General features: G+C 62.0%; 10 protein-coding genes and 1 pseudogene. 7 read left to right on the top strand and 4 right to left on the bottom strand.

Annotated features, from left to right (window positions below):
• Nucleotides 1-5 precede the first annotated feature (5 nt).
• From A3M7_RS0132690 to A3M7_RS0132675, 4 genes are all read right to left on the bottom strand, one after another.
• Nucleotides 6-860 carry a carbohydrate ABC transporter permease gene (locus A3M7_RS0132690; protein ID WP_027547706.1) on the bottom strand — a complete coding sequence of 285 codons (855 nt, stop codon included), beginning with the start codon at nucleotides 858-860 and terminating at the stop codon, nucleotides 6-8.
• Nucleotides 857-1,744, bottom strand: a complete 888-nt coding sequence (locus A3M7_RS0132685; protein WP_027547705.1) for a carbohydrate ABC transporter permease — start codon at nucleotides 1,742-1,744, stop codon at nucleotides 857-859. Before A3M7_RS0132685 ends, A3M7_RS0132690 begins: the two co-directional genes overlap by 4 nt.
• 63 nt (nucleotides 1,745-1,807) lie before the next feature.
• A complete protein-coding gene (locus A3M7_RS0132680) occupies nucleotides 1,808-3,151 on the bottom strand; it encodes an ABC transporter substrate-binding protein (protein WP_027547704.1) in 1,344 nt (447 codons plus the stop codon).
• A gap of 112 nt (nucleotides 3,152-3,263) precedes the next feature.
• Nucleotides 3,264-4,301, bottom strand: a complete 1,038-nt coding sequence (locus tag A3M7_RS0132675; protein ID WP_027547703.1) for a LacI family DNA-binding transcriptional regulator — start codon at nucleotides 4,299-4,301, stop codon at nucleotides 3,264-3,266.
• A gap of 189 nt (nucleotides 4,302-4,490) precedes the next feature.
• Here A3M7_RS0132675 and A3M7_RS0132670 point away from each other — a divergent pair, with 189 nt between their 5' ends.
• From A3M7_RS0132670 to A3M7_RS49070, 7 genes and pseudogenes are all read left to right on the top strand, one after another.
• Nucleotides 4,491-5,216: a glucosamine-6-phosphate deaminase gene (locus A3M7_RS0132670; protein ID WP_027547702.1), complete on the top strand. Its 726-nt coding sequence runs from the start codon at nucleotides 4,491-4,493 to the stop codon at nucleotides 5,214-5,216.
• Nucleotides 5,213-6,361 (top strand): N-acetylglucosamine-6-phosphate deacetylase, encoded by a 1,149-nt coding sequence (locus A3M7_RS0132665; RefSeq protein ID WP_027547701.1) that lies wholly within the window; start codon nucleotides 5,213-5,215, stop codon nucleotides 6,359-6,361. The genes A3M7_RS0132670 and A3M7_RS0132665 overlap by 4 nt, the downstream gene beginning before the upstream one ends.
• Nucleotides 6,362-6,371: 10 nt before the next feature.
• Nucleotides 6,372-7,421: a Gfo/Idh/MocA family protein gene (locus tag A3M7_RS0132660; protein ID WP_027547700.1), complete on the top strand. Its 1,050-nt coding sequence runs from the start codon at nucleotides 6,372-6,374 to the stop codon at nucleotides 7,419-7,421.
• A complete protein-coding gene (locus tag A3M7_RS0132655) occupies nucleotides 7,408-8,418 on the top strand; it encodes a Gfo/Idh/MocA family protein (RefSeq protein ID WP_027547699.1) in 1,011 nt (336 codons plus the stop codon). Before A3M7_RS0132660 ends, A3M7_RS0132655 begins: the two co-directional genes overlap by 14 nt.
• 893 nt (nucleotides 8,419-9,311) lie before the next feature.
• Nucleotides 9,312-9,516: pseudogene (locus A3M7_RS50765) on the top strand (CadC-family transcriptional regulator); the annotation flags it as partial.
• Nucleotides 9,517-10,030: 514 nt separating this feature from the next.
• Nucleotides 10,031-11,617: a hypothetical protein gene (locus A3M7_RS0132645; RefSeq protein ID WP_198033845.1), complete on the top strand. Its 1,587-nt coding sequence runs from the start codon at nucleotides 10,031-10,033 to the stop codon at nucleotides 11,615-11,617.
• A gap of 30 nt (nucleotides 11,618-11,647) precedes the next feature.
• Nucleotides 11,648-12,028: a hypothetical protein gene (locus tag A3M7_RS49070; protein WP_156937038.1), complete on the top strand. Its 381-nt coding sequence runs from the start codon at nucleotides 11,648-11,650 to the stop codon at nucleotides 12,026-12,028.
• Nucleotides 12,029-12,334: the final 306 nt, after the last annotated feature.

Genomic DNA, 12,334 nt, shown 5'->3' with positions numbered 1-12,334 from the left:
AGGCGTCACTCTTTCAAACCGCTCGCGGCCACGCCACGCACGAAATTTCGACGCATCAGCGAGAAGAAAAGCGCACTCGGAACCAGAGCCAGGGCGGCGGCAGCGCTTAGACGGCCGATATCCACGGTGAAACCGGTCTGAAACAATGCCAGCCCAACCTCGAGCGTATAGGTCTCCTTGTTGGTCATGACGACGAGCGGCCACGCGAATGCGGTCCAGGCCTGAAAGAACGCCAGCACGGCGAGAGCGCCCAACGGGCCACGCATCAGCGGCAGCACGATCCGCAGGAAGATCCAGCCCTCTCCGGCGCCATCCACTCGCGCGGCCTCCAGGAGCTCGTCGGGGATCGACGTCATCACGTATTGCCGCACCAGGAAGATGCCAAAGCTCATAATGAGATAGCCGACCAGAAGCCCGGGCCAGGTGTTCAACAGTCCGGCAGACTGGACGTTGAGGTAGAGCGGGATCATGTAGACTTCGAAGGGAACGACCGCCGTCGCAATGATGATGCCGAAGATGACCGGCACCCCCGGCAGATCAAACTTGCCGAGCACATAGCCTGCTATCGCCGACGTGCTGACGATGCTCGCGGTCGAGAGCGTTGCGAAGATGAGCGAGTTGCCGATCCAGCGAAACAGCGGCGTTTCGCGCAGAACGCTGACGACGTTGTCCAGCGTCGGCTGGTGCGGAATGATGGTCGGCGGCCAGGCCAGCAGCTCCGGCGGCGTCTTGAACGCGTTGCTGATCAGGAAGACCAGCGGCAACAGCATCATCAGGCTGACGGCGCAGAGAACAGCGTCGATCACGAGGCCGACGGCACGGTGCTGACCAACGACGGACGGACGATCGGGCTCGCTCATGCCCGGCTCCGATCGCGGAACAGCCTGAACTGCGCGCCGGTCAGGATGAGGACGATGACGAGCAGCACGACGGCTTCTGCGGCGGCGTAGCCGACCCGGTAGTTGCGAAAGCTGTTTTCGAGCATGTCGAGGACGAGGACGCGAACGAGGTGTCCCGGCGCACCCTGCACATCGGATGCCAGCACGAAGGCCTGCGCATAGATATTGTAGGACGAGATCAGCGTAATGACCGATACGTACAGCATGACCGGCTTCAACAGCGGCACCGCGATGTAGCGGAAGGCCTGAAGTGACGAGGCACCGTCGAGGCGCGCGGCCTCGTAGAGCGCATCCGGAACGTTCTTCAGTCCGACAAGGAAGATCAGGACGGCATAACCGATCGCCTGCCAGGAACAGAGAACAATCAGGCACACCAGTGACAGGATGGGGTCGAACAACCACGACTGGGCCGGGATTCCGACCAGTCCGATCAAGGCGTTGAGCGGTCCGAGCCGGGCGTCGAAAATCCATTTCCAGGCCATCGCCGCCGGAACCAGCGAGACGACGTGCGGCAGGAAAACCGAGGCTTCATAAATGCCGCTGCGCCGCAGCCCCTGCCGGCTGTTGATCAGCGTTGCGAGCGCAAGCGCAACCGGAATGGTGATCGCCACGACGCTGAAGGCGATGATTGTTGTATTGAATATCGCTTCGAGAAACAGCGAGTCGCTCGCCAACTCGATGAAGTTGGCGAATCCGACGAATGGCTTCCGCCGCGAGATGATATTCCATTGGAAGAGGCTGAGCCGCAACGTCTCGATGATCGGATAGACGCGGACACAGCCGTAGAGCCCGAGGACCGGAAGAAGCGCAAGAACTGGAAACAGCCATTTTGGCGTGGTGCGCATGGATCCTCCAGCAAGCGCCAGTCAGCGGCCGGCGCCTGGATTGGGTCGCCCCTGTCGGAAGCTCTAGGGTTTGGCCAGCAGGTCTTCCCGGGCGAGGATCTTGTCGCTTTCATCAGCCGCAGACTTCAGGAACGCATCGATCGCAGCGTCGTTGCCCGCCAGCGACTTGTCGGTGAAGGCCTTCTCCAGCCGTGCCGCCAGCCTGGTAAGGATTTCGCTCGCCGGGCTGATCGCCGGCACGGTGAAGAAGACGTGGTCGGCCGGAACGTTGACGAATGCGCCGAGCTGCGGGACTTTCTTGAGGACCGCGGAGTAGTCGAGGCCCTTGCGGTTGGGGACCCAGGCCGTGTTCTCGAGCAGCCAGAGCAGATTTTCCGGCTCATTTGCCTTTTGAACGAAATCCCAGGCGATCTGACTCTTGGGTCCCTTGTTCGGCACATAGAGGTCGACCGGGACCATCAGCGTGCCCTTCGGTAACGGGGCGGTGGCGTATTTGAGGTTGGGCGCCTTCTTGGCGACGTCGCCAATCACCCAGGATTCCCGGATGAACATCGCGGTCTGGCCGAGCTCGAAGGCTTCCGCATCCGCCTTCATCTCGGGCGTCACCGTCCGATAAACCACGACGTTGTCGAGATACTGCTTGAGCGCGGCGCGGCCGGCCTCGCTTGCATAGGCGGCGCGCCACTTTCCGCCCTTGTCCTGCAACAGCGTCCCGCCGTGGTTATAGAGGATGGTCCAGTACTTCTCCGCGATGCCCGAGCCGCCGCCGCTGAGACGCAAGCTCCATCCGCTCACCGTCGGCACGCCGGACGCATCGCGCTGCGCAAGCTTCTGCGCATAAGCGGTATAGTCGGCCATGGTCTTGGGCGGGCCGTCGAGGCCGGCCTTGGCGAACATCTCGGTGTTGTAGTACAGCGCGCCCTGCCCCTGGAACAAGGGGACACCGAAGATCTTGCCGTCGTACATGGCGGTCTTCACACGCGTCATGTCGTAATTGGCTTTGACGAAATCGACGATCGACGCCGGCGGCTCCGGAATGACGCCAGCCTCGAGATACCTCGCCGCCTCGACCTCCATCTCGATGACGTCCCCGGCCGCGCCGGATGGCAGCGACAGCGCCAGCCGCTTCTCGTGCTCACGCAGGGCAATGGCCTCGACGCTGATTTCGAGATCCGGATATTTGCTCTTCAGCTGGTCGCCGACGCGCTTGTAAAACGGGGCAAGGTCGGGCCAACCACTCCATATCGTCAGCTTCTCCGCCGACGCGGGCGAAGCAAACACGGGGGCAGCGACAACCAGCGCCAGTGACAGCGCTGCCGACATCCATGACCGACGATCCGGCGTCGCCGGGCGAATTCTGTTCTCGGGGAGCGTCGTGTAGCCGAACCTGCCGACGGGTCTCATCATGAAGGTCACTCTCGCATCCGGAATTGAGCAAATCCTGCGAAAAAGCTCGCATGCAACCGGTTGCGTGTCAATTGCGATCCATTGCCGCTTTCTGAGGCCGTTGACTAAATCGTCAGCGGCTTCTCCGCTTCACCGGAGCCGGGCCGGTGCTGGCGCGAATGACAAGATGGGAATTCAGCTTGTGGCGGATCTCGCCCGACACGCCGCCCTTCATCTGGCTGAGCAGGAGACCGACCGCGACATCGCCCGCATCGGCGCAGCGCGCCGACACGGTGGTGAGCGGCGGGTAGGTGGTTTCACCGAGGACATCGTCGCAGCCGACGACACTGAACGATTTCGGCACCTCGATGTCGAGCGCCGCGAGCCCGGCCAGCAGACCCTGAGCGACCAGGTCGTCGAACGCGATCGCCGCGGTGACGCCGCTGGCGACGATCTGGGTGGCCGCTAGCCGGCCCGTGTCGTAGGATGGCGGGCGCGCGGGAACGGCAATCACCTTGAGCCCGCGCTTCTCCGCTTCGCGCCGGACGGCGTTGCGCCGCTGCTGGTTGGACCACGATGTCGTCGGGCCGCTGACATAGGCGATGTGCCGGTGCCCCAGCTCGGCAAGATGCGCGATCGCGGCAGCGACGCCCGGCGCCGTGTCGATCAGGACCCGCGTAATGCCTTCGATATCGCGATTGATGAGCACCAGCGGCCGGCGCATCGCATGGCGGCGGATATGCTCTTCGTCCAGGCGGGACGAGGCGAGGACGAGCCCTTCCACCTGGCCGATGAAGCGGCCGACCAGCAATTCCTCACGCGCGGGATCCTCGTCCGAGTTGCCGAGGAAAACGCACAGCCCCGCCTGGTCGGCGCGAAGTTGCGCGGCCCTGATCAGCGGCGGAAAGAACGGGTTCGCGACATCCGAGACAATGAGAGCGACATTGCCATGGCGCCCGGTCGACAGTGCGCGGGCGACCTGATTTGGCACGTAGCCGAGCTTGTCGGCGACCGCCTTGACACGCCGGACGGTCTCCTCGGTCAGCATCTCGGGCCGCGAAAAGGCGCGCGATACGGTCGCACGGGAGACCCCCGAAGCCTTCGCCACCTGACTGATCGTCGGCACGACCGATGGACGCCCCTCCCCGCCGCTATCAGGATCGCGCTTCACCGCGGGCCGCCTCCTCTGCATCGCATCCAACTACACATGCCTCGGTCGGGCCCGGGGCGCAAGCTTGACATGCAACCGGTTGCATTACATTCTCTCCGCTTGGGGTGGCGGGCAAGCCCGACAGAACCATGGATGAGCATGACGGCTTCGGTTACTCCCTCAATCGCGACATTTAAGACGCGGGATGCGATGGGCCGTGCGGCTGCTGCGGATGTCGGTGTGGCGCTGCGCGACCGCCTCGCGCGGCAGAGCACGGCGCGGATGATATTTGCCGCGGCGCCGAGCCAGGCAGAGATGCTGGATGCCCTTGCACGCGAGCGCGATATCGACTGGCGGCGCGTCACAGCCTTCCACATGGACGAATATATCGGACTTCCTTCGGGCGCGCCGGAGCGCTTCGGGGCCTGGCTGACGCGTCACCTCTTCTCGCGTGTCGCCTTCGGCACCGTTCACTTGATCGGACAAGAACCGGATCCGGGCCGGGAAGCGGCGCGCTATGCGGCCCTTCTTGCAGAGGCCCCGATCGACATCATCTGCCTCGGCATCGGCGTCAATGGTCACCTCGCCTTCAATGACCCGCCGGTCGCCGACCTGCACGATACGAAACAGGTCAAGGTCGTCGAACTCGACGCGATCTGCCGGCAGCAGCAGGTCGACGATGGATGTTTCCCGACCCTCGGGCACGTCCCGACACATGCGATCACGCTGACGATTCCGCGGCTGCTGGATGCCGGCCAGCTGTTTTGCGTCGTGCCTGGTGCATCCAAGCGCACCGCCGTCGAGCGATCGCTGTACGGCCCGATCGGAACGGCCTGCCCGGCAAGCGCGCTCCGCACGCATCCGCGATGCGCGCTGTATCTCGACCAGGATTCCACGCCGCCGCAGCTCTCACCGCAAATACCGGCACGCGCATGACGGATCCGGCAACACGCGTCTGGGGCCGCGATCCGGAGACTGGACAGAATCGCACCATCGTCATTCAGGATGGCCGGATCTCGGACATCATTGCTGGCGGACACGATGACGGGCTGTGGCTGTCGCTCGGCCTGTTCGATCTGCAATTGAACGGCTTTGGCGGTTACGATCTCAATGCCCGCCCTGATCCCCAGACGGTCCGCGATCTCGTCTCGGCCGTCCACAGAAGCGGCGTGTCACGCTTTGCCCCGACGCTGATCACGGCATCGCACGATGCGACCATCGACGCGCTACAGGCCATTGCGCAGGCACGCGACAGCGATCCTCTCATCAAGCATGCGATGCCGTTCGTCCATCTTGAAGGACCGCATATCGCGCCGGAGGACGGTCCACGCGGCGCACATCCGGCCGAACATGTGAGGCCGCCGAGCCTCGACGAGTTCGACGCGTGGCAAGCCGCCAGCGGCAACCTCATCGGCCTCGCGACAATGTCGCCGCACTGGCCAGAGACGGAAGCATATGTACGTGGCCTTCGGACGCGCGGTGTTCGCGTTGCGCTTGGCCATACCAATGCGACGCCGGATCAGATCTCCGCTGCTGTTGCGGCGGGCGCAATGTTGTCGACGCATCTTGGCAATGGCATCGCAGCCACGCTGCCGCGACATCCCAACCCGATCTGGTCTCAACTGGCCGAAGACAGGCTGTGGGCGAGCTTCATCGCCGATGGCCATCACCTCCCTCCGGAGACCTTCAAAGCCATGCTGCGTGCAAAGGGACTTGAGCGATCGATCCTGGTGTCGGACGCCGCCGCGCTCGCGGGGTGCACGCCTGGAATCTATGACGCGCCGATCGGCGGCAAGGTCGAGCTGAAGGCGAACGGCCGGCTGGAGGTCGTCGGCACATCCTTCCTGGCGGGCGCGGCCGTCAGCCTCAAGTTCGGAATAGCCATGGCCAGGCGCATGGCCGGATTGACCCTGGCAGAGGCGCTGAGGCTCGCAACCATCAATCCGCGCCTGCTGTTCAACCTTCCCGCGCTGACGGTGGGAGCACCGGCCGATCTGCTGCGATTCCGTCTCGGCGAGGATGGCTCTCTTATGCCTGAGACGGTTTATGTCGCGGGCCGGCCTTACCCGCTCACCCCCTGAGGAATGAGACATGAACTGGCTTCGCATCGGGTTGATCGGCCCAGGGGCAATCGGTGAAACGCACGCGCGGGCGATACGAGCGCTCGACGAAACCGTCTTGTCCGCGATCGCCGGCGGCACGCCCGAGCAGATTGCAGCGTGCACGAACGGCGAACCTGTTCCGACATTCGCGACCGCCGAGGCGATGCTCGCAAGTGCCGAGATCGACGCGGTCGTGGTCTGCACCCCGAGCGGCGCGCATCATGACGTCGCGCTTGCTGCGATCGAGGCCGGACGGCACGTGCTCGTCGAAAAGCCGCTCTGCGTCGATCCGGCCGAGGCCGCATCGCTGGTCCGCGCGGCCGCGCGCTCGCAACTGACGTGCGGCGTTGTTTCGCAGCGCCGTCTCGAACCGCAACACCAGGCGATCAAGGCTCTGCTCGACGCAGGTCATCTCGGACAGGCGCGCCTGATCGAGGCGGCGATCCATTGGTACCGCTCCGACGCATACTACGCGGAGAAGCCGTGGCGCAGCGAAGCGGAGCACGGCGGAGGCTCGCTGTTCAATCAGGGCGTTCACAATCTCGACCTGATGCTTTGGTTGTTCGGGACTGTGGACAGTGTTCAGGGCAAGATGGCAACGCTCGGGCACACACACGCCGTCGAGGACACGACAGCGGCGCTGCTCTCCTTCGCGTCCGGCGCGCTCGGCGTGATCGTGACGAGCACGGCACTGCCTCCGGGACGGCCGGCCATGCTTCGGCTGTTCACGGACCGCGGCAGTTGCGAACTCGGAAACGACAGCATCGTCCGCTGGGATTTTCCCGGCGTCGCGGAGCCGCCAAGTGCGGCCGGAGTTGGCAGCGCCGCCAGCGATCCCAAGGCCATCGGGATCGAAGGACATATCGCGCAATGGCGCGACTTCGCTCAAGCCGTCCGGGAGCGACGGTCACCCGCGAGCTCGTTCAGGGACGGATTCGAAGCTGCGAGATTGGTCGACGCCATCTATCGATCGGCCTCGGAAGGTCGGGCCATCAGCCCCAACGAAGTCGCATCTGAGGTCATTCATGCCGACGAGTAACTCCGAGACGCTCGACATCGCCATCATTGGCGCGGCCCACCCACACGTCGAGTATGTACTTTCGGAGATTGCGAACCGAACCGACGTCAAGGTCGTGGCCATCGCCGATCATGACGCGGCGCGACGTGCCGAGCTCGAACGACGCACGAAGGCGCCCGGCTACGCCGATCCACATGCGCTTTTGGACGCGCATCAGGTTCGAGCCGCAGCGGTCTTCACCGAATTCGGCCTTCGCGCTCCGATCGTGGCCGAACTCTTGCGCCGCGGCATCTTCGCGATCGCCGACAAGCCGATGGCGGTGACCCTGCCACAGCTCGCAACAATCGAGGAAACTCTCGCCGGGCGCAATTTGCTGACGCTTCTGCTGGAAAAACGCTTCTATCCGGTCACCCTCGCGCTCCGCTCGATCATCGACAGCGGCGAACTTGGAGACATCGTATCCATCACCGCAACCGGGCCGCACAAGCTCGTCCCGAGCCGTCGTCCCGCGTGGATGTTCGAACCATCGACCTATGGCGGCATCCTCGCCGACCTCACGGTTCACGACATCGATCTCGCACTTTGGCTGACGGGATATACCAGCGGTACGGTCAGCGGCTGGATATCACCGATCGCGGCTGCCGGCACGACGGACTTTCCCGCGCTGGGGCGTGCCATCCTCGCCTGCGACGGCGGCCCGCAATTCGCGATCGAAGTCGACTGGATCCAGCCCGAAGCTTCGCCACGGCATGGCGACTATGCCATGCGGATCTCCGGGACAAAGGGGCGCGCAGACGTTCTATTCGCTGAAAACAAATTGCTCGTCGAGACGGCGACGAGACCCCTGCGCGAAGTCGACCTGCCCGCGGGCGTCTCGCCTGCCGGCTTCGTCTTCGATCATCTCGCCCGTGGCGAGACCTTGCAAATTCCAGCAAATGAAGCCCTGCGGGCCACGCGCATCGCGATACTCGCTCAGGAGAGTGCGGCAGATGGCGGCAAGCCCATGCGATGGAGTTGAGATTCCTTGCGGGCAGGCAGAAACACCACCCAGCTTATGAGTTCTCAGGCGGAATGCGCCAGCGCGTCGAACCTGTCGATCTCGTCGATGCGGATGTCGTGCTGGCCGGCGTCGTTCCAGATCTCAACGCAATAGTCGCGCTCTTTGACGAGACAGATTATTTCATTGCGCCAACAAGAACATCTCGCAAACATCGTCAAGTCGTCGCACCGTGCGACGTCCGACCACGAAAAGCGTCGCACGAGACGCGCTTTGTTCCAGGGCCCGAAGTGGAAAAACCCTGCGCTAGCGGGGCTTTGGGATGGTGGGCGCACCAGGGCTCGAACCTGGGACCCGCTGATTAAGAGTCTCATCTTTCCGAAGCAATTGCAGACACTTAGGTGTAAAAGGCCACCACAATAGCGCTATCGAAATCAATGGGTTACAGACGAACTGTAAATCGCTCGGCTTCGCCTTCAGTACCTGCGCCCCCTGCGTCCCGAACGTAAGTAACAACCGAAAAATTCAATAAAAACAATGACGTTCGTTCGTGGCTGACCACTTTTATCGCTGTTTGTTCACGGCGTTTCGGTGGTCAATTGGTGGTCAGCAGGACCGGCAAGGCTCGGGCTGCGGTTCGCGGTCCTGTCATGAAGTCGTTAGCCACCTTCAACTTCCACCTGCCCACAAATTCTTCTTCTTCGCGCAATGGACGGGACCGCCCGCACGTAACCCGCCTTTAGTGGTGACGATTAGCATCGGGGTTCAAGTGGTACCGGCTCCTCGAGAAGCTTTTCCGACAGAGCGATTTGCTTTCGTGATGCTGCGAGATGCCCGCTCGTGACGTCCATCAGCGCACGCAGCCGTGCCAATGTATTCTTGTGTCCATTCCACAGCGCGTTTTTGGCGGCGAGCTTGCGTTGCCGGACAAGCCATCCGTTGCGGTCCTCCCGTTCTCGAACAGGAGTGGAGATCCCGAGCAGGAGTATTTCGCGGACGGCATTACCGAAGATAATTACCGCGCTCTCCCGCCATCGATGGTTCTTTGTCATCGCTCGAAATTCGACCTTCTACAAAAGGCGAGCCGTCGACGTGAAGCAGATCGCTCGCGAACTTGGCGAGACCAGTTCGCAAACTGCAGCGGAGCGTGAGGGACTAAATACCTATCCGCGATAAGGAGCCTTCCGCGACCAGAGCGGCGGAGATGACTACCAAGACCATTCGCTTACCTCCCATCCCTTTTCATCCCAAGCGTGTATTTTGGGGCACGACACTCGTGTCAATAATATTAATGTTTGGAGAAAGGTGCAGTCTTCCGGTGGGAGCCGGCAGAAGTCCGTAATGGGTCAAAAGCAGCGGTGGACGCCAAGTTAGATCGGCGTCCGGCTTGCCCCTGACAGCCGACATGACACGCGCTCAATCGACCTTCGGCTAAGGGCCACAAGGAGACAATCGTCGTCGCTCCTGTATTCGCAAATGTCAGGTCCGCTGACGCGCCGCAGAAAAGGAGGATCGGAGCTATCACCACTCTTCGCATTTCGAATTCGGAGGTGGGTGACATAGCCCACGTCAAGAAATAGGTCTAATCTGCGCAATGCTCAGGGAATTCTTAATTCTTGCCTGGAGCTGGATCATGATCAAAACGCCACTCGCAATTGCTGCTACGGCCGCGGCGGGACTTTCATTCGCGCAACCGGCGTTGGGACAATCTAACGACGAGAAGCTTGGCACGGTGCATTTCGAGACATCCTGCAAATCGGATGCGCAGAAGTTATTCGATCGCGGAATGCTCTATCAACATTCGTTCTGGTACCGCGCGTCCCAAAGAGTATTTGAGGATGTGCTGAAGGCTGATCCCGAATGCGGCATCGCTTATTGGGGTATCGCGCTTAGTCTATTATGGAATCCCCACGTCCCTGCGCCTGCGAAGAATCTCGCCGAGGGTGTCGCCGTGCTGGCGACGGCAAAGACCGTCGGCGCCAAGACCCAGCGCGAACGCGACTACCTCGATGCGCTCAGCGCCATGTATGCCGACTACGAAAAAGTCGATCACCGTACGCGCATGCAAGCCTACACCAAGGCTATGGAACAACTAGCACAGCGCTATCCAGACGATGACGAAGCGCAGATCTATTATGCGCTCGCCCTAAACACCTCGGCTTTGCCGTCCGACAAAACATACGCCAACCAGCTCAAAGGGGCGGCGATCCTGGAGCCGATCGCAATACGCCAGCCACAACATCCCGGCGTCGCGCATTACCTGATTCATCTTTATGACTATCCGCCGATCGCTGAGAAAGGCCTGGAGGCCGCCCGACGCTATGCCAGGGTCGCGCCAGCGTCAGCGCATGCCCAGCATATGCCGTCGCACATCTTCACGCGCGTCGGCTATTGGAAGGAGTCGATTGCCTCCAACGTCGAATCGTCGCGTGTCGCGAACGCGGACAAAGAGGGTCACGATCAGCTGCACGCCATGGATTACCTAGTCTACGCCTATCTACAACTCGGGCAGGACGAGAAGGCCGCAGCCGTTATCGGGGAGATGAACGCGGTCACCGGGTTCACCGAGACTTTCATCGCTGGGCCATACGCGCTGGCCGCTTCGCCGGCACGCTACGCGGTGGAGCGCGGCGATTGGAAGGCCGCCGCGGCGCTTCAAGTCCGTGCCAGCCCGCTGGCTCACGTGCAGGCGGTCACCCATTTCGCGCGAGCGCTAGGCGCAGCCCGCTCGGGCAATCCTGAAGCCGCTAAGGCAGATATCGCCAAGCTCGCCGAGTTGCGGGACAAGCTGCGAGATGCGAAGGATGCTTATTGGTCGGAGCAGGTAGACATTCAGCGGCAGGTCGCTACCGCCTGGATGCTCTATGCTGAGGGCAAGCGCGACGACGCGCTGAAAGTGATGAGCGCAGCCGCCGATGCTGAAGACAAGACCGAGAAGCATCCGGTGACGCCGGGCGTACCCAAGCCGGCTCGCGAACTCTATGGTGTCATGCTGCTCGATAGCGGTAACGCCAGGGACGCGCTCGTCGCCTTTGAAGCGACGCTGAAGAAGGAGCCAAACCGGCTAGGCGCCTACGTAGGCGCGGCGAGGGCCGCCGAAAAGTCCGGTGAGTCCGCCAAGGCACACGAGTATTACAGCAAGGTCGTTGCGATCGCCGATGCTGCGGATAATACCCGGACCGAGGTTACCGACGCGCGCGCGTTTCTGACGAAGCGCTGAGGGGCTGCAGCGATATTACGGGAGCATATCGTGAGAGCATTCTTTCTGCCTATCGTTCTGATTGCTCTCGCGACCCCGGCTGTCGCTCAATCACTTCAGGTCATCGGATACTCCGGCTATCTCGGCGAGTGGGAGTTGACCGCCACCGTCACGGAAACGGCTTCCGGCCCTATAAAGGAATACTCCGGGCCATTAACGATGAAACACGTCGGCGTATGCATTCAAGATGGTCCGGAGGAGAAGACCGGTGAAATGCGTTTTCAGATATCGGCCTCATCACCACAATTGAATGCGACATTCTCCGTTGCGGGGGTCGAATGCACCTACAGCGGACAACTGTCAGACTCCTATACTGGCACCATGAACTGCTCCGATCGACAGGCAGTTCCTCTCAAGCTGTGGTTGAAATAGCTGCCGTGCCCAGAAACATTCCCTCCTGGAGAACAGGCGCCGTCAGCTGTGGGTCATTCGCGTCGGTTTAGTCCTCCAGCGATGACTTCCGGTCAGCCCCGATGAGCGGACATCTTCAGTGCCCATCGCAAGGTCTCAAACGGGCCACGAGCGGAAGCACTCCACTGAGTGAGACTTTCGCTTCCAGGTGTAGTCTTCAGCTTCGGGCCGAGGTTGCAGGCAATCAGGTTGAGGAGGAAGTCGGCGGCGACGCGAGCGGGGCCTCGATGTTTCGTCATTGCTCGCCTCGTGTTAGACTTTGCCTGC

The organism is Bradyrhizobium sp. WSM2254 (assembly GCF_000472645.1).
Lineage (GTDB): Bacteria > Pseudomonadota > Alphaproteobacteria > Rhizobiales > Xanthobacteraceae > Bradyrhizobium > Bradyrhizobium niftali.
This window is presented reverse-complemented; position numbering and strand designations above follow the sequence as displayed.

Coding starts and splice junctions, on each gene's coding strand:
- A3M7_RS0132655 (WP_027547699.1), top strand. CDS start 7,408: ATGCCGACGAGTAACTCCGAGACGCTCGACATCGCCATCATTGGCGCG.
- A3M7_RS0132685 (WP_027547705.1), bottom strand. CDS start 1,744: ATGCGCACCACGCCAAAATGGCTGTTTCCAGTTCTTGCGCTTCTTCCG.
- A3M7_RS0132660 (WP_027547700.1), top strand. CDS start 6,372: ATGAACTGGCTTCGCATCGGGTTGATCGGCCCAGGGGCAATCGGTGAA.
- A3M7_RS0132690 (WP_027547706.1), bottom strand. CDS start 860: ATGAGCGAGCCCGATCGTCCGTCCGTCGTTGGTCAGCACCGTGCCGTC.
- A3M7_RS0132680 (WP_027547704.1), bottom strand. CDS start 3,151: ATGATGAGACCCGTCGGCAGGTTCGGCTACACGACGCTCCCCGAGAAC.
- A3M7_RS0132670 (WP_027547702.1), top strand. CDS start 4,491: ATGGGCCGTGCGGCTGCTGCGGATGTCGGTGTGGCGCTGCGCGACCGC.
- A3M7_RS0132665 (WP_027547701.1), top strand. CDS start 5,213: ATGACGGATCCGGCAACACGCGTCTGGGGCCGCGATCCGGAGACTGGA.
- A3M7_RS0132645 (WP_198033845.1), top strand. CDS start 10,031: ATGATCAAAACGCCACTCGCAATTGCTGCTACGGCCGCGGCGGGACTT.